The following is a 17384-nucleotide window of genomic DNA, read 5'->3' on the forward strand; positions in this document are numbered from 1 at the left end:
TCAGCATGTCAGAGTGGGCAGTCGAGCGCACCATCACGGCGGACACGCCGGAGGCGATCCTGCCGGTGCAGGTGCCGCACGAGATCTGGGGGTACGCAAAGGCGTTCCTCCTGATCGGTCGCCCCGCGCTGCGCTTTCTGTGGCGATCGGAGGAGCACTGGCTCGACGTGCAGCTCGCGCGCGAGAGCACGCTCGGCTCGCCGCAGCCCGCGCCCGACCGCGTGAACGTGCGCATCGAGCAGGTGGAGATGCCGCGCGGGATCACGGTGCGCGAGCTCGACGTGCTGACGCTGCTCGCGCTCGGGCTCACGAACATCGGGGTTGCGGAGCGGCTGGGCACCTCGGCGCGCACCGTGTCGAGTCAGCTCGAACGCCTGCTCGAGAAGCTCGGGCAGAGCACGCGCGGCGGGCTTGCCGCGCTCGCCGTCGACCTTGGACTGCTCAGGCTGCCGCTGCCTGGCGGGGTACCGGATGGCGGCGGCACCGGGATCGGGGTCGCGGAACTGGAGCGCGCCGTGCAGCACCGGCTCGACCGCGGCTACCTCCCGATCCGCGAGCACGTGCTCACCCGGATCCCGATCCGCCTCGGCATCGTGGTGCCGAATCACTCGCCGTCGGACAGTGAGCAGACGCTCAACGGGGCGCTGCTCGCGGTCGAGGAGATCAACCAGCAAGGCGGGATCGGCGGTCGCCAGATCGAGCCGATCACCGAGGTGGTGAGCACCTTCGACTGGGGCGACGTGCGCGCGGCGCTGCACCGGCTCTTCGACGCCGACGTCGACGCGATCATCTCGAGCTACGTGAGCGCCGAGCACCCCGGGTTCATGGAGGAGATCGCGGCGTACGGGAAGCCGTTCCTGCACACGGCCACCTTCGAGGCCGACGTGAAGCGCGCCGAGCAGGCGCCGTGGAAGTACGGCATGATCTTCCAGACCTGCGCCTCGGAGACGTACTACGGCGCCGGCATGCTCCGGCTGCTCGACAAGTTGGAGCGCGCGGAGCGCTGGCGCCCGGCCAGCCGCACGGTCGTGCCGATCGAGATGCCCTCGGAGAGCATGAACGTCGCGTCGCCGGCGTTTCGGGAGCAGGCGGAGGCCGCGGGCTGGCGGGTCACCGATGCGGTGTACTCGCCCGTCGGCGAGACCGACTGGGACGCCGTGATGCGCGGGATCGCTGCGCACGATCCCGACGTGATCCTCATCGCCAACTACATCGACAGCGAGCTCATCGCCTTCCACGAGGCGTTCCTGCGGAGCGGGCTCCGCGCGCTCGTCTACGGGATCTACTCGCCGTCGAACCCGAGCTTCGTCCACGAGCTCGGCGAACGGGCGAACGGCGTGATCTGGTCGACCACCACGGGCACCTACGACGACGAGCTCGGCGGGAGGTTCCGTGCGCAGTACCGCGCGAAGTTCCGCCACGACCCAGGCTGGTCGATCGCGGGCGCCGTCTACGATCAGGTGCGCATGCTCGCCGCGGCGTGGTCCTCGGTCGACGCGCGCAACACCACCGACGTGGTGCGCTACCTCAGGCGGTGGCCGTATCGCGGGGTCAACGGGGTCTACTACTTCGGGGAGACGGGGCAGGCGCCGAAGCTGTACCCCGACACCACGCCAGACGCGGCGCTCAGCCAGGCGCACCAGGTGTACCAGATCCTCGGCGGCACGCACGTGCTGCTCGATCCGCAGCCGTTTGGCGACATCGCCGCGTTCGAGCTGCCGACGTGGAGCACTCCGGGGCCAGAATCCGTCAAATGACGCATGCTCCTGGTGCAGCGCCTCGCCTACCGTGAGGTGCTGAGACACCCCGGCGACCACACGCAGATCCTGCTGAGCCGGCGGCCCATCACAAAGGAGTGGTTATGAGTGACACGCAAGCGAGCCCGCCGACCCCGCGCAAGCGGGTCACGCGTCGCGACCTCGTGCGAGGGATCGGCATCGCGGGCGCCGTCGGCCTCCTCGGCGGCGGGGCTGGGGGATACTTCCTCTCGCCGCGTCGCGCGGGCGGCAGCGCGGCGGCCGGTGGCGGTGAGACGATCAAGTTCGGGATCGTCGCCCCCGTGACCGGCCCCTACTCGGGTGACGGGCAGGAGATGGTGCGCGGCGCCGAGCTTGCCGTCGAGGACATCAACGCGGCTGGCGGGGTGCTCGGGCGCCAGGTCGAGCTCGTGGTCGGAGACATCGCGGATCAGGCCCCGGAGAACTTCATCCAGGTGGCCGAGCGACTGGTGTCGCGCGAGGGAGTCGCCGCCGCCTCCGGCGGGTACACGACCGCGACGTCGGTGGAGTTCAACACGTACGCGCAGGCCGGGGTTCCCCTGTTCCACACGAACACGCTGCAGGCCAACACCGACTACGTCGTCGAGCACGGCATCACGAACATCTTCCAGTGCTGCCCAACCGAGCCGTGGTACGCGAGCGGGTTCCTGCAGCTGATGCAGGGCTGGATCGATGACGGCACCTGGGTGCCCTCCTCGAAGACCGCCGCCATCATCTCGAGCAACGACTCCTACTCGCTGTCGATCGCGTCGGTGGTGCAGCAGGGGCTGCGCGAACTCGGCTGGGAGATCACGCTCACCGAGGAGGTGTCGGTGCCCTACGCCGACTGGGGTCCGCAGCTCTCGAAGATCCGCAACAACCCGCCAGGGCTCATCTTCGTGACCGACTACCTCGCCGGCGACCTCGCGAGCTTCGCGAAGCAGTTCGCCACCTCGCCAACGCCGTCGCTGCTCTACCAGCAGTACGGCCCGAGCGTGCCCGAGTACCTCGACCTCGCGGGCGACGCGGCGAACGGCGTGATCTGGTCGACGACGATCGGCACGCTCCCGGACGACATCGGACTCGCGTTCCGCGAGCGCTACCTGAAGACCTACGGCACCGAGGCCGGGCTCAGCCAGTCGGGCGCGCAGTACGACATCGTGCGGCTGTGGGCGCAGGCTGCCTCGCGCGCCGGCGACCCGTACGACTCGGAGGCGGTGTCCGCTGCGGTCTCGGCGCTCACGTTCCGCGGGGTGGTCGGCACGTACCGCTTCGACCCGAACGACCACACCGCGATCCCGTACCCCGACGCGACCGACGACCCGAGCCTCGGCATGCCGCACCTGACCTACCAGATCCAGGACGGAGAACAGGTGCTGTTCTCCCCGGCCCCCTACGGCAAGGGTGACTTCCAACTGCCGAAGTGGCTGTGAGCGAGACGATGAGCGCGAACGCAGCCGAGATCCAGCTCGAGGTGCGCGCAGCGACGAAACGCTACGGCGGGCTGACCGCGGTGGACGGCGTGAGCTTCGAGGTGCGCCGCGGCGAGATCTTCGGCATCGCCGGGCCGAACGGTGCGGGAAAGACCACGCTCTTCGACCTCGTCACCGGGATGGTGCGCGCAACGAGCGGCGAGGTGCGCTTCGAGGGCGAGCCGATTCACCGCTCCTCGATCCACGAGATCTGCCACCGCGGCATCACGCGCACCTTCCAGAAGCCCTCCGTGTTCGACAGCGAGACGGTGATGGGCAACGCGGTCGTCGGCGCGCACTTCGGCGCAGGCACCCCGTGGTGGAAGAGCCTCCGCCGCGACCCCGAGGTCTGGGATCGCGCGCAGGCGGCACTCGAGTTCGTTGGTCTCGCCGAGCGCGCCGATGAGCTCTCCGGCCCGCTTCCGGTGTACGACAAGAAGCGGCTCATGATCGCCTCTGCGCTCGCCAGCTCGCCCAGCATGCTCTTCCTCGACGAGCCGTTCGGCGGGCTCACCGACGAGGAGATCGAGGCGCTGCTCGTGCTCCTCGAGCGCATCAACGAGTCGGGGATCACGATCGTGCTCATCGAGCACGTGATGCGGGCGCTCATGGCGCTCGCCGATCGCGTGCTCATCATGGACCAGGGGCGCACGCTGCGGCAGGGCGAACCCGGCGAGGTGATGAGCGACCCAGAGGTGGTGCGCGTCTATCTCGGCTCCTCGGCCGAGGAGGCCGCGAGTACCGCGGCGATCCGCGTCGCGCGAAAGGAGGAACGCTGATGTTGGACGTCACAGACGTGGTGGCCGGGTACGGCTCATCCGCCGTGGTCCAGGGGATCACGCTGCGGGTCGAGGCGGGGAGCTGCGCGGCGCTTGTCGGCCCGAACGGCCACGGCAAGACCACGCTGCTCCGCGCGATCAGCGGGCTCGTGCGCGTGCGCTCGGGCACGGTGCGCTTCGACGGCGCGGACATTACCCGCGAGCAGGCCGAGAAGATCGTGGAGCGCGGGCTCATCCAGATGCCGCAGGGCGACCTCGTGTTCCCGGACATGACCGTTGAGGAGAACCTCACGCTCGGCGCCTTCACCCGCGCGGCGGCGAAGGGCGCGGCGGCCCGCATGGACGAGGTGTACGACATCTTCCCGCGACTGCTCGAGCGGCGCGCGCAGCGCGCACGCACCCTCTCCGGCGGCGAGCGGCGCATGCTCGCGATCGGCCGCGGGCTCATGGGCAAGGCGAAGATGATCATGATCGACGAGCCGAGCCTCGGCCTCGCACCCGTGATCGTCGACGAGGTCTACCACCAGATCCGCCGCGTCGTCGAGTCGGGGATGACGGTGCTGCTCGTGGAGGAGAACCTCACACGCGCGCGCAGCCTCGCCACCGAGATCCACCTCGTGGAGAACGGGGTCATCGTGCGATCCGGATCAGGCGATGAGGTGCTCGACGAGCGCAGCATCCGCGAAACCTACCTGGGGGTGACCGAATGAACCTCATCCTGCAGACCCTCGTCAGCGCGATCGTGCAGGGGTCGATGCTGGCCCTCATCACGATCGGCATGAGCCTCGTGTACGGCACACTCCGCGTGCTCAACATGGCGCAGGGCGTGATGGTGATGGTGGGCGGCGTCGCCGCGTGGACGCTCGTCACCGGCACCGGCGCCTCACCGTGGCTCGGCATGCTCTTCGCCGTGCTCGTCACGTTTGCGCTCGGCATGCTCGCGTACGGGGTGGGCATCAGCCGGCTCATCGGCCGGGCGGGCGTCGACTTCGAGATGACGGCGTTCATCTCCACCTTCGCGATCGCGTCGATCGTGCAGAGCGTGGTGCAGCTCATCTACGGGCCGCGCCAGAAGGACTTCCCGGCACTCGTGCCCGGGCGCATCGAGCTCACCGACGGCGTTTCGATCACCTGGCAGCAGGTGCTCACCGCGGGGATCGCGATCGTCACGCTGCTCGCGCTCGGCTGGTTCCTCAGCAGATCGCGGTACGGTCTCGCGATCGTTGCTGTTGCGCAGAACCTCGACGCCGCACGGCTGATGGGGATTCCTGCGCGCCGGGCGTACGTCCTCGCGATGGGCCTCGCGGCCGGTCTCGCTGGCCTCGCCGGGGTGCTGCTCGCGCCCGTGTACTTCGTGTCGCCGACGATGGGGGAGCTCCCCATGCTGCAGGCGCTCATCGTCGCGATCTTCGCCGGGCTCGGGAGCACGCGCGGCACGATCATCGCGGCATACATCATTGGCTTCGTGCTCGCGGCGGTCTCCATCTTCTGGAGCTCGACGTACGCGATGCCCGTCCTCTACGCGCTCATCGTCGTCGTGCTGATCGTGCGACCGTTCGGGATCGCGGGGAAGCCGCAGGAGGCAAGGCTATGACGCACCACACCACACGTACCGGTCCGCTGCGCTCCGGCGCGGCGGTCGTCGGGGTCGCAACGGCCCACAGCGGCTCGCCCGTGCTCGCGCGGTGGGACGCGAAGGCGATGGGGTGGCCGCGACCGCGGCCGCTGCTCATCGTGATCGCGCTGCTGATCGGCGCGGTGTTCCCGGTCATCGCCCCCGACCGGAGCTGGCTGAGCGTCGCAACCCTCGCGATGATCACGCTCACGCTCGCCCAGAGCTGGAATCTCGTGCTCGGCTACGGCGGTGTCTGGAACTTCGGGCAGCTCGCGTTCTACGCGCTCGGCGCGTACTCTGCGGCGCTCGTGACGATCTATCTGCCCGTTCCGGTGTGGCTCTCGATCCCGATCGCCGGGGTGGTCTCCGGCGGGATCGCGCTGCTCCTGTCGATCCCGATCCTGCGGTTGCGCGGCATCTACGTGTCACTCCTGACCTTCGGATTCGCCGAGGTGGTTCGCCTCCTCATCGTCGCCGATCAGTCGGGCGTGACGGGCGGCAGCTACGGGCTCTCCGGCTTTCCCGGCTTCGGGTTCACCGGACCGGGGGCGCTGAGCCTCAACTACTGGATCGGCTTCGCCGCCGCGGTCGTGACGACCCTCATCGTGTTCGTGCTGGTGCGCTCGCCGCTCGGCAACGGAATGATCGCGATGCGCGACAACCCGGCGCTCGCGTCGGCGCGCGGCGTGGGGCAGCAGACGTACCAGATGCTCGTCTTCGCGATCTCCGGATTCCTCGCCGGGGTCGCCGGGGCGCTCTACGCGCACGTGTTCGCTGTCGCGTCGCCGACCCTCATGGGGCTCAGCCCGATGACGCTCATCGTCACGATGCTCGTCGTCGGCGGGCTCGGCACGGTGACCGGCCCGATCATCGGCACGCTCCTGCTCTCGTTTGTGCAGATGCAGCTGCAGGATCTCCCGGAGATCCGGCTCGCGGCGCTCGGCGTCGTGCTGCTCGTCGTGATCCTCACGATGCCGCGCGGGCTCCTGCCGTTCTTCAGCGCGCAGTGGGCGAAGCTCGAGGCCTGGATGGCGGAGGACGACGAGGACGACGAGGACGCGCCCGACGCCGCGGGTGCCGCGGGTGCCGCGGGCGCGGCCGGCGCTACGAGATGAGGTAGCCGCCGTCGACGTGCAGCGTCGTTCCGGTGATGTACGCGGCCGAGCCGCTCGCCAGGAACAGGCACGCAGCTGCAACGTCGGCGGCGGTGCCGAGCCGTCGCGCAGGGAGGCGATCCGTCAGCGCGGTCACCGCCGCCGGATCGTCGCCGAGCGTCAGCATGGGGGTATCGATCATCCCGGGGGCCACCGCGTTCACCCGGATCCCCGCCGGACCGAGCTCTGCGGCGAGCTGCTGGGTGAGGCTCACCACGGCGCCCTTGCTCGCCGAGTAGGCGGCGCCCGGCTCGAGCTCGTCGCCGCGTGCGTACGCGACGGAGGAGAGCAGCACCATGGCCCCGGCCGGAATCGCGGCGGCCGCGGCGCGCGCGACGATGAACGCGCCGGTCGCGTTGATCCGCAGCACCCGATCCCACTCGTCGACCGTGGTCTCCGCGAGCGGCGCCCAGCGGTAGATGCCCGCGCAGTGGACCAGGGCGTCCGGGGCGCCGCCGAGCGCGGCAGCCGCGCCGCGGAGCGCGGCGTCGACGGCGGCGGGATCGGTGACGTCAACGGTGCGGGCGGTGAGGCCGGCTGCGGCCCACTGCGCGTCGCCGCGGTCGAGGCTGAGCACGCGCCCGCCGCTCGCGAGGACGCCCTCGGCGACGGCGCGGCCGATGCCGGACATCGCGCCGGTGACGATGACTCGGCGCGGAAGTGTTGCGGTGAGATCCATGCTGCCCCCTGGGGTGTGTTGCGTGCGCTGTGTGCACTGTGTGCACGGCGAAACTGCGTGCACTGCGATCACACCAGACTCGACGGCGCGGCGCCTCCGTGATTTGACCGAGTGCCGGAGGCAGCACTCGGCCCCCGAGCGTCGCGCGTGGCGATGCCCGGGGGCCGTGGGCGCTGCGACGCTACGCGCCGTACTCGATGACGGAGCGGATACCGCGCCCCTTGCGCATCTCGGCGAACGCCTCGTTCACCTCGCCGAGCTGGATCCGGTCGGTGACCATCGAGTCGAGGTCGATCAGGCCAGCCATATAGAGATCGATGATCTTCGGGAAATCGATGGACTGCCTGCTGGAACCGTAGTTCGAGCCGATCAGGCGCTTCTCCTGGTCGCTCATGACGAAGGGGTCGATGGAGACCTTCACGCCGTCGGCGACCTGGCCGACCACGACCGCGGTGCCCCCGCGCCGGATCGCCTCGTAGCAGGCCTCGATCGTGAAGGGGAGCCCGATCGCTTCGAACGCGTAGTCGACGCCGCGGCCGCCCGTGAGCTCCCGCACCGTGTCGAGCAGGTCAACCTCCCGGCTGTTGATCGTGTGGGTTGCGCCGAACGTGCGCCCGAGCTCCAGCTTGTCGGCACTGACGTCGGCGACAATGATCTGCTTCGCGCCGGCGAGCCGCGCGCCCTGCACCACGTTGAGGCCGACGCCGCCGCAGCCCACGACGAGCACGGTGCTGCCTGGCTCAACGCCAGCGGTGTTCGTCACCGCCCCGATCCCGGTCGTGACGGCGCAGCCAACGAGTGCGGCCTGCGCGAGCGGGGCGTCCTTCCTGATCCGGATCGCTGCGGAGGCCGGCACCATCGCGTACTCACCGAATGAGCCGACCGCGAGGAAGCTCTTCACCTCCTGCTCGCCGTCGTGGAGGCGCGGTCGCCCGTCGAAGAACACGTGCTGGTACGCGGTCTCGTTGGCGAGCTGGCAGAGCACCGGCCGGCCGGACACGCAGAACTCGCACTTCTGGCAGGAGGGCGTCCAGGACAGAATGACGTGATCGCCGACCGACAACTCCGTGACCTCGGAGCCGACGGCCTGCACGACACCGGCACCCTCGTGGCCGAGCACGAGCGGCGCCGGGGTGTCCCAGTCGCCGTCCAGCGCGTGGAGGTCGCTGTGGCACACCCCGGACGCGGCGAGTTTCACGAGGACCTCCTGCGGTCCCGGCTCGCTCGAAATGGTGAGCTCGCGGAGTTCGAGTGGCTGGTTCGGGCCGACAAACACGGCCGCGTTCATGGTGATCATTGCGTGAGTCCTTTCGGGGAGCTAGGCGGAGATGGGGGACCAGGTGCGGAGCGCCCGAACGATGTCGAGCAGGCGCTCGGGCTCACCAGCCGGGAACGCGGTGGCCTTGAACACCGGCGGGATGAGCACCCAGACGTACGAGCCCCCCATCGGGGTGAGGGTCAGGCGCCGTGCGCTGCGCGGGCCTGCGACGGCCGCCGAGATGAGGTCGACGGCGCCGAGCTGCGCGCCGACGGCCTCGTGCAGCGCTGCGAGGCGCGGGTCGGGCGCACCACCGCGATCGGCCGTGCGGACGAGGCGCGGGCCGCTCCGCTCCCGGTGGGAGAGCGCCAGCCCCGTCGGTACGTCGGAGTCGGCTGGCAGGGTGGTGGTGAGCGTGAGATTGTAGACGCGGGAGAAGATGAAGTTGCCGCCGTCGTAGCTCAGCGTCACCTCGATCCCGTCGTCGGTGCGCACAGTCACGCTCGTCTGCTCGCTGCGCACGATCTCGCCGAACTCCGCGGCGGTGCGGCGGAGCGCTGCCCTCGCTCGGTCGACGATGGGCCCGCTGCCCGCGAGCGGGTGCGTGCGCGCCTTCGTCGGGCTCACCGGGCCACCTCCTCGTCGTCGAGGCTCTCCGAGCGCACCACGATGTTGTTCTGGGTGTGCGTCAGATCCGTCGGGGTGAACAGCGGAAGCCGGTTGCGCTTCAGCCAGATCACCGCGAACAGGGCGATCGCGCCGAGGATGATGGCGGCGCTCGACCAGATGACGATGCGCTGGCTCATGTCGGGGACGATGAACACGATGAGGTAGACGCACGACGCGATGCCGAGGATCTGCGGCAGCGGGTAGAACGGGGTCTTGAACGGCCGGCGCGCGTTCGGGTAGCGACGGCGCAGCACGATCACGTCGACCTGGGCGATGATGTAGCTGAACAGCCAGGTGGTGCACGCGATGCTGATGAGGTTCAGGATCAGCTCGATGCCGCCCTGCGCGAAGGTCGAGTAGAGCAGCACGGAGGCCATGCACGCCGCGGTGACGAGCATGCCCGCCCACGGCACCCGGGTGCGGCGGCTCACCTTCGCGAGCCACTTCGGCAGCAGGCCCTCGTTCGCGAGGCCGTAGAGCATGCGCGGGATCGCGGCGAGGTACGAGTTGCCCGTCGAGAACGACGCGAGGATCGTCACGACGGTCATGATGACGCCGCCGGTCGCGCCGAAGATCGCGGTCGCGCCGACGACGTGGGGGATCGAGGAGCTGGCCATCTCGGCGAGGTCAGCGAATCGCGTCGCACCCCAGCCGAAGAGCACGTCGACCACGAAGATCGTGGTGACGCCGATGATCATCGCGGCGGGAATCGTCTTCCACGGCTTCTTGACCTCCTCAGCGAGGGGGGCAACGAACTCCATGCCGATGTAGAGCCAGATCGCGACGGCGCCCATCGAGGCGAGCGTGCCCCAGTCGGTGTTGAGCACCGGATTGTCGACGGGCGTCTGGCTCGTGAAGCCGAAGACGCCGGCGAGCCCCATGACGGCGAGGATGCCCATGAGCCCGAAGACCACGGGGATCTGCACGCGAGCGAAGATGTCGACGCCCGAGATGTTGAGGACGAGCAGGATCGCGAGCAGGATGAAGGAGAACGCCGCGGCGGGGAAGCCGGTGAGGCTCTCGAACGAGTCGCCGGCGACCATGAGCTGGGTGCCGCCGTCTGCGGACACGAGCACGAGGTAGCCGCCGAGCACCGCGAGGATTGCCGGAAGCCGGCCGAGCGCCGGCAGCGTGTACTCGCCCACCATGCCGCCGCCCGGCAGCATGGACGCGAGCTCGCCGTAGGAGATCGCGACCATCGTGATGATGATGAGGCCGATGAAGGCGGGGATCGCGAACGCGAGGCCGCCGGTGCCGAAACCGTTGCCGAGCGACACCATTGCGGTGCCGGAGACCACGAGCCCGGTCGATGCGGCGTACGCGGCACCGAATCCCAGGCTTCTCTTGAGTTTTGTCATACATCGCTCCCTTGCGTGTCGGGCCGCGGACGGGCCACTCACCAGCATGGGCGCTGCGGCCGAGCGGCGCACTGACCAGATGGTCGAAGAATCTGATCGGGATCGACGATCCGTCGGGGGAGCCCGCGCGGAAGCGCGTGACAAAACGTCTAACCGAGGGAGCTGCTCTCGACGTTTTGCTCGGCCCTGAGGTAGCGGAGCGCGAGGGCGAACTCTGCCCGGAGCTGGAAGTCCTCGAGATCTGCTCCGGTGAGGAGCGAGATCTGCTGGAGCCGGTGCGCGAGCGTGTGGCGGTGTACCTCGAGCTCGCGCGACGCGGGCAGCGGCCGACCGTGATGGCGCAGCCACACGCTGAGCGTGCGAAACAGCTCCGTGCCGTGCGCGGCATCGTGCTCGGTCAGCGGCCCGAGGAGGCGACGTGCGACGTGGCTCGCATCGGAGGAATCGATCAGGTCGGAGACGCCGGCGCGCCAGATATCTGGGAACGCAGTGACATCGGAGGCGTCCCTGCGGAGCCCAAACTCCGCGGCCTTCTTCGCCTCATCGAGCGCGAGCGCGAGCCCGTCCCAGCGGTCGCAGCGTGAGCGCCCGAGGGTGAGCGAGAAGCCCTGCAGGTGAGCGATCACCCGATCCGCGTCGGCCTCGCTGACCAGAATCGCCACGTCGCTCCGATACCGCGCGAAGAAGATGCGCAGATCCTCCTGCGCCTGGAGCGTCTCGAGCGCTGGCATGACGCGCGCGGCGTCGAAGTGCTGCGGCACGCCAACGAGCGTGACGAGCGGGAGGCGCGGCAGCGGCCGCCACACGCTCTCGACGATGTGCGAGGTCACGCCGACGTTGCCGGAGAGCAGAAGCTGCAGGAGCGCCTCGCGCAGCGTCCCGTGCAGGCCCTCGAGGGCCTGGTTCTGCTCGAGCGACACGCTCACGAGCGCCAGCACGCTCGAGAGCACGTTGCGCGACACGTCGTCGAAGGCCTGACTGAGCGTGAGCACCAGCATCCCGCTCGGGTCGCCCGGCTCGCCGAGCAACTGCAGCACCGCCTCCACCTCCGGCGTGACCTGCACCGATCGGAACCGCTGCCCCTGCGCGAGGGTCTCCTGCACCGCGGTGGTGAGCTGCGACTCGGCGACGCGCCGCCCCTCCGGCGCATCGATGACGGTCACCGGGTGGCCGAGCGGATCGTAGAGCGCCACCCCGCACCCCAGCTGCCGCGCGGTCTCACGGAGGGTCGCGTTCAGGCCGTCACGCCGCGTCGCCGCGTTCGCGATGGCTTTCTGCGCGCGGAGCGAGCGGCCATAGCGCTCGGTCTGATCGCGCTTGAGGACCCGTGCGGCCTCCTGCAGGAGGTCCATGAACGAGATCTCGTACGGCACGTCGAACAGGATGAGCCCGTGCTTCCTGCACGCCTGCGCGAGCTGCTGCGGCACGCCGCGGTGCAGCACGTCGCTGCCGAAGCCGATACCAATGACGCCGTGCGCGGCGACGAGCGCGGCGTAATCGTCGTAGATGCGCGACAGCCGCCCGGGGGCGACGCGCACCTCGGGAACCGCGGGGTCCGCCGCCTCGGTGACCGGGAACTGCCAGCCGAGCGTCAGAATCACCTCGGCGGGGCCGAGGAACGGGGTGGGGTCGATCATGTCGGTGGCGTGCAGCCACTCGAAGTCGCGATCGAGCGCTGCTTCGTCCGGCGTGCCCTCCGCGCCGCCGACCACGAGGCGCAGGTGCAGTGACGGGTTGAGGAGCAGTTTTCGGAGACTGAGAGACACGCCCCCAATGCTAGGGGGCGTGTCCCAGGATTACTGCATGGCGGGCGCGCTACGCGCCGAGCCGCACCGGGGTGCCCATGGCGATTCCGCAGCGGCGCTGCAGCGCGGCGTCGACGACGGGTGCCGCGGCATCGATCCCGAGCGCCTCGCGTGCCGCATCGGTGTCCGCGCCGAGATCCAGCACGAGCGCCGTCACCGAGTCCGAGAGCGGGCTATCGAGCTCCGCGATCACGCGGGAGAGCGCGGAGCGGAGCGCCTTCGCGAAGGCCGCGGAGTCGCTCGCGACGGCGTCCGCCACGGCGGCGCGGCCGTAGCTGACCCCATCGCCCGAGAGCGCCTCGGCGACGAGCTCGCCGCCCCCGCGGCGCAGCACAACGTCGAGCACCGTGCTCGTCGGGCCGAGCGACACCGGCTTCGCGGACAGGGGGAGCGGGGAGACGCCCGAAGGGGCGCCACCGTGATCGTGCTGATCCGGTGACGCCCCTCCGAAAGTGAACTTCAGATCCATGGGATCCAGAGTACGCCCTGTGCTTACGCGTTGGCTGCGAGCACGTCCTCGACGGTGGAGAACGGCAGGCCGTCGAACGCGTCGGCGACACCCTTGAAGGTGACCACGCCGTCGTGCGCGTTCAGGCCCTTCGCGAGCGCCTCGTCAGCCTTGAGTGCCGTGACCCAGCCCTTGTCAGCGAGTGCGACAACGTAGGGGAGGGTGGCGTTCGTGAGCGCTGCGGTCGAGGTCTCGGGGACCGCGCCCGGCATGTTCGCCACGCAGTAGTAGATCGAGTTGTGCACGGCGAAGGTGGGGTCGTCGTGCGTGGTGGGGCGCGAGTTCTCGAAGCAGCCACCCTGGTCGATCGCGATGTCGACGAGCACGGAGCCCGGCTTCATCTGCGCAACCATCTCGTCGGTGACGAGCTTCGGGGCCTTCTCACCCGGGATCAGCACGGAGCCGATCACGAGGTCGGCGTCCTTGAGCGCCTCGGTGATGTTGTGCGCGTTCGAGGTGCGGGTCTGGATGCGACCGTTGAACTCGTCCTCGAGCTGCTTCAGACGGGGGATCGCGATGTCGATGATCGTGACCTCAGCGCCCATGCCGTACGCGATGCGCGCGGCCTGCTCGCCGGCAGCGCCGCCGCCGATCACGACGACCTTGCCGCGACGGGTCGCGGTGACGCCGCCGAGCAGCACGCCGCGGCCGCCGTTTGCCTTCATGAGCGAGTACGCGCCGACCTGCACCGAGAGGCGACCAGCGACCTCGGACATCGGGGCGAGCAGCGGCAGGCCGCGGTTCGCGAGCTGCACGGTCTCGTACGCGATCGCCGTGGTGCCCGATGCGAGCACCGCGTCGGTGAGCGTGCGGTCAGCGGCGAGGTGCAGGTAAGTGAAGAGCACCTGCCCCTTGCGCATCTTCGCGTACTCGGGAGCGATGGGCTCCTTGACCTTGAGGATCATGTCGGCTTCAGCCCAAACCTGGTCTGCGCCCTCCACGATCTGTGCGCCGGCCGCGGCGTACTCCGCGTCGGTGATGGCCGAGTTGAGGCCAGCGCCGGCCTGCACGAGTACCTCGTGCCCGCGACGGGTCAGCTCGAAGACGCCAGCCTGAGTGATGGCGACGCGGTTCTCATTGTTCTTGATCTCGGTGGGAATACCGACGCGCATGACATGCTCCATAGAAATCAGCGGATGTGTGTGGGAGGTGAGTTCCGCCTCAGCTTGGACATGGGTGCACGTCGTACGATGCGGTGGAACCTACTAATTGTGCAGTATATTCGTAATCAGTCGGAAAAAGGTGAATTCTCTTCGGAATTCGTCGTGACGGTGAGGTTTCTGCGAGTGAGAGCGGTGAGCAATGTCTGAGGGATCGAAGAATCTGCGCCCAGAGATGGATTTGGATGAGATTGACCGCAAGATCGTCGACGAGCTGCAGTCCAACGGACGCATGACGAATGCCGAGCTCGCGGAGCGTGTCGGCGTGGCGGCCTCGACCTGCATCGCGCGCGTGCGCAGCCTCGTCTCCCGCCGGATCATCACCGGCTTCACCGCGACCGTCGACCCGCGCGCGATGGGGCTCGGGCTTGAGGTGCTCATCAGCGTCACGGTGCGCTCGGGCGCCCGCCAGCGGATCACGGAGCTGAGCGACGAGCTGCGCGGCCTGCCCGAGGTGATGCAGCTGTTCTTCCTCGGCGGCGTTGAGGATTTCATCATCCACCTCGCGGCGCGCGACTCGGACCACGTGCGCGACTTCGTGACCGAGCACCTGTCGGCCGACCCCGCGGTGTCGTCCACGCGCACGAGCATCGTGTTCAGCCACCACCAGAATCCGGTGCGCGCAAGCTAGTGCCCTGGCCCCGCGCGCCGCGTAGGCTGAGGGGGTCAGCTGTTCTCCCGCAATCTTGGAGGGGCCGTGTCCCGTGCGCTCTTGATCGTCGATGTGCAGAACGACTTCACGGAGGGCGGCGCGCTCGGCGTGGCGGGCGGCAACGCGGTCGCCGCCGGCATCACCGCGCTGCTCGCCGCAGCGGCCGAGCGGTACGCCCTGGTCGCGGCCTCGCGCGATTGGCACGAGTCGGACTCGTCGAACGGCGGGCACTTCGCCGCGCCGGGAGCTGAGCCAGACTTTGCGAGCACCTGGCCGCCGCACTGCGTGCAGGGCACCGCCGGTGCCGACTACCATCCGGCACTTGACCTCGGTCACATCGATGTCCACGTGCGGAAGGGCGCTGGGGAGCCGGCCTACTCCGCGTTTGAGGGTGTGACCCTCGACGGTCGCACGCTCGGCGAGGTGCTGCGCGCCGGCGGGATCGACGCGCTCGACGTCGTGGGGATCGCGACGGATTACTGCGTGCGCGCCTCCGCGCTGGACGCGGTCGCCGCGGGCCTCAGCGTGCGCGTGCGCACGGAGCTGATCGCCGGCGTTGCGCCGGAGACCTCGGTGGCGGCGCTGCGCGAGCTGGCGGCGGCGGGCGTCGAGCTCCGCTAGCCCGCCCCGTCCCGCCGGTTAGCAGCGAGTTTGATCCGGTCCGCGGCCTCCGAACCGGCCCGTACTCTCACTTTGTTGCAGTTTGGCCGGTCCGGCAGAGCGCCCAACCCGTCCGCGCCCAGCCACGTAGTCCGCGCCCAGCCCGAGAACGCCCGGCTCAGCCGTGGGCGCCCGGCGGGGTGAGCCTAGTCTCGTGCGCGTCGAGCGCGAGCTCCGCGGCGTGCAGCGCGTGCGAGCTGTAGCGGCCGATCGCGCGCTCCTCAAGGAGGGCCGCGCGCTGCGCCTCGAGCCCGACCCTGCTGAGGCGCATGTACGCGCGCGCCGGGGTTTCCTCGCTCGGCAGGATGACCCCGCCCGTGCCGCCGTGCGTGAGCGTGATCGGGGTGAGGCTGATCTTCGCGCTCGCCCGCGCGCGCTGCACCACGTCGCCCGGCACCTCGGGGTGCTCGGCGTCCTGGTTCGCGAGCGCGTCGTCGATCGCCGCGTTGGCGGCCTCGACGAGGTCCGTCTTCAGCGAGACGAGCTCGGCCTTGCTGGCTCCCGCGCCGGAGCCGTTGGGCCAGAGCTTGCTGATGACGAGGGGCAGCGATAGTCCGTGCAAGAGCAGGGTGATGACCGCGACCGCGAACGCGATGAGGATCACCTGCGCGCGGTAGGGGATGCCGACGGGAATCGACTGCGCCGCGGCGAGTGTCACCACGCCGCGCATGCCGCTCCAGGACAGGGCCGCCCCGTCGCGCCACCCGAGCGGCTGGGTGCGCTCGTGCTCGAGGTCCGCGCGCGAGCGCTCGGCGAGGAGCTCGACGCGCTGCACGCGCCGCGAGTCGGGGTCTTCGCTCGCGCGCGCCCGCCGCGCGAGCCGCGAGAAGCCGTTGCTGCGCTGCTCGTATCGCCTGGCCGCGCCGCGCATGGAGAACAGGAGCGGGAACATGAACAGTGCGCGGCAGCCGATCAGCACGCCGACGAGCGCGAGCGCAATCAGTGCGACGTGCTCGAGCCGGATCGGGCTCTCCCCGACGTGCTCGACGAGCGCGTGCAGTTGGAGCCCCATCAGGAGGAACACGCCGTTCTCGAGCCCGAACTGCAGCGTTCGCCAGTTCAGCCGCTCGTTCATGCGCGCGGTCGCGCTGAACCGCTTGGAGGCGTGGTGGCCGGTGTAGAGCCCCGTGATGACCACGGCGAGCACCCCCGACGCGTGCATGGCCTCGGCGGGAATGAACGCGACGAAGGGCACGGTGAACGACACGAGGGTGTCGTAGACGGGGTTGCGCAGTTTCGAGCGCAGCCACACGGTGAGCACGCCCATGAGGCCGCCGACCACGATCGCTGCCGTGACGGAGAACGCGAACGACCCCGCGGCCTCCCAGAACACGAAGCTGCCGGCCACCGCGGCGACCGCCGTTTTGAGGAGCACGAGCGAGGTGGCGTCGTTCACGAGGCTCTCGCCCTCGAGGATCGACACCACGCGGTCCGGCATGCCGAGGCGCTTGCCGATCGAGGTCGCGGCGACCGCGTCGGTTGGGCTGATCACCGCGCCGAGCGCGATCGCGACCGGGAGCGGGATCTGCGGCACGGCGAAGTGCAGCACGGCCCCGATGACGACGGCGGTGATGAGGACGAGGAGCACCGAGAGACCGACGACGGGGCGCAGGTTTCTCCGGAAGTCGACGAGCGGCACGTTGACCGCCGCGGCGTAGAGCAGCGGCGGGAGCACCCCGAGCAGGATGAGCTCGGGGTCAACCTCGACGAGGGGGATGAAGGGGAGGTAGCCGATCCCGATGCCGACGACGACGAGCAGCAGGGGCGCCGCGATCCCGATCCGGCCGCCCAGGATGGACACGCCGACCAGGATGACGATCGCGAGGACCGCGACGAGGGCAACTTCCATGCGTCTACA

The 17384-nt window shown here is 69.6% G+C and carries 16 protein-coding genes; 8 read left to right on the top strand and 8 right to left on the bottom strand.

Annotated features, from left to right (window positions below):
• The first annotated feature begins 5 nt into the window (after positions 1–5).
• The 6 genes from EGM46_RS09045 (at position 6) to EGM46_RS14710 (ending at position 6738) form a co-directional block, all read left to right on the top strand.
• Positions 6–1757 carry an ABC transporter substrate-binding protein gene (locus EGM46_RS09045; protein WP_164512852.1) on the top strand — a complete coding sequence of 584 codons (1752 nt, stop codon included), beginning with the start codon at positions 6–8 and terminating at the stop codon, positions 1755–1757.
• A gap of 104 nt (positions 1758–1861) precedes the next feature.
• The gene (locus EGM46_RS09050; RefSeq protein ID WP_125099835.1) at positions 1862–3190 is read left to right on the top strand and encodes an ABC transporter substrate-binding protein; all 1329 of its coding nucleotides are present in this window, start codon (positions 1862–1864) and stop codon (positions 3188–3190) included.
• Between the two features lie 8 nt (positions 3191–3198).
• Positions 3199–4008, top strand: a complete 810-nt coding sequence (locus EGM46_RS09055; RefSeq protein ID WP_125099836.1) for an ABC transporter ATP-binding protein — start codon at positions 3199–3201, stop codon at positions 4006–4008.
• A complete protein-coding gene (locus EGM46_RS09060; protein WP_125099837.1) occupies positions 4008–4718 on the top strand; it encodes an ABC transporter ATP-binding protein in 711 nt (236 codons plus the stop codon). Before EGM46_RS09055 ends, EGM46_RS09060 begins: the two co-directional genes overlap by 1 nt.
• Positions 4715–5602 carry a branched-chain amino acid ABC transporter permease gene (locus EGM46_RS09065; RefSeq protein ID WP_125099838.1) on the top strand — a complete coding sequence of 296 codons (888 nt, stop codon included), beginning with the start codon at positions 4715–4717 and terminating at the stop codon, positions 5600–5602. The genes EGM46_RS09060 and EGM46_RS09065 overlap by 4 nt, the downstream gene beginning before the upstream one ends.
• The gene (locus EGM46_RS14710) at positions 5599–6738 is read left to right on the top strand and encodes a branched-chain amino acid ABC transporter permease (RefSeq protein ID WP_164512853.1); all 1140 of its coding nucleotides are present in this window, start codon (positions 5599–5601) and stop codon (positions 6736–6738) included. Before EGM46_RS09065 ends, EGM46_RS14710 begins: the two co-directional genes overlap by 4 nt.
• On the opposite strand, the gene EGM46_RS09075 is transcribed toward EGM46_RS14710, so the two are convergent.
• The 7 genes from EGM46_RS09075 to ald form a co-directional block, all read right to left on the bottom strand.
• Positions 6728–7456, bottom strand: coding sequence for an SDR family NAD(P)-dependent oxidoreductase (locus tag EGM46_RS09075; RefSeq protein WP_125099839.1), 729 nt, complete (start codon positions 7454–7456; stop codon positions 6728–6730). The two genes, EGM46_RS14710 and EGM46_RS09075, sit on opposite strands and share 11 nt — an antisense overlap.
• Positions 7457–7637: 181 nt before the next feature.
• The gene (locus EGM46_RS09080) at positions 7638–8753 is read right to left on the bottom strand and encodes a Zn-dependent alcohol dehydrogenase (RefSeq protein ID WP_125099840.1); all 1116 of its coding nucleotides are present in this window, start codon (positions 8751–8753) and stop codon (positions 7638–7640) included.
• A 21-nt stretch (positions 8754–8774) separates the two neighbouring features.
• Positions 8775–9341 carry a hypothetical protein gene (locus EGM46_RS09085; RefSeq protein WP_125099841.1) on the bottom strand — a complete coding sequence of 189 codons (567 nt, stop codon included), beginning with the start codon at positions 9339–9341 and terminating at the stop codon, positions 8775–8777.
• Positions 9338–10741 carry an APC family permease gene (locus EGM46_RS09090; protein ID WP_125099842.1) on the bottom strand — a complete coding sequence of 468 codons (1404 nt, stop codon included), beginning with the start codon at positions 10739–10741 and terminating at the stop codon, positions 9338–9340. The genes EGM46_RS09085 and EGM46_RS09090 overlap by 4 nt, the downstream gene beginning before the upstream one ends.
• A 149-nt stretch (positions 10742–10890) precedes the next feature.
• Positions 10891–12507 (bottom strand): helix-turn-helix domain-containing protein, encoded by a 1617-nt coding sequence (locus EGM46_RS09095; RefSeq protein ID WP_125099843.1) that lies wholly within the window; start codon positions 12505–12507, stop codon positions 10891–10893.
• Between the two features lie 49 nt (positions 12508–12556).
• Entirely contained in the window at positions 12557–13015 is a 459-nt protein-coding gene (locus EGM46_RS09100; protein ID WP_125099844.1) for a hypothetical protein, read from the bottom strand.
• A gap of 23 nt (positions 13016–13038) precedes the next feature.
• A complete protein-coding gene (gene ald / locus EGM46_RS09105) occupies positions 13039–14166 on the bottom strand; it encodes an alanine dehydrogenase (protein WP_125099845.1) in 1128 nt (375 codons plus the stop codon).
• Positions 14167–14356: 190 nt separating this feature from the next.
• On the opposite strand from ald, the gene EGM46_RS09110 reads away from it, so the two are divergent.
• Positions 14357–14845, top strand: coding sequence for an Lrp/AsnC family transcriptional regulator (locus tag EGM46_RS09110; protein WP_125099846.1), 489 nt, complete (start codon positions 14357–14359; stop codon positions 14843–14845).
• A 66-nt stretch (positions 14846–14911) separates the two neighbouring features.
• A complete protein-coding gene (locus EGM46_RS09115; RefSeq protein WP_125099847.1) occupies positions 14912–15487 on the top strand; it encodes an isochorismatase family protein in 576 nt (191 codons plus the stop codon).
• Between the two features lie 157 nt (positions 15488–15644).
• Here EGM46_RS09115 and EGM46_RS09120 read toward each other — a convergent pair whose 3' ends face one another.
• On the bottom strand, positions 15645–17375 hold the full coding sequence (locus EGM46_RS09120) for a cation:proton antiporter (protein WP_125099848.1): 1731 nt from the start codon (positions 17373–17375) through the stop codon (positions 15645–15647).
• Positions 17376–17384 lie beyond the last annotated feature (9 nt).

This window comes from Leucobacter chromiireducens, from assembly GCF_003917135.1.
In the GTDB taxonomy this organism is placed as follows: domain Bacteria; phylum Actinomycetota; class Actinomycetes; order Actinomycetales; family Microbacteriaceae; genus Leucobacter; species Leucobacter chromiireducens_A.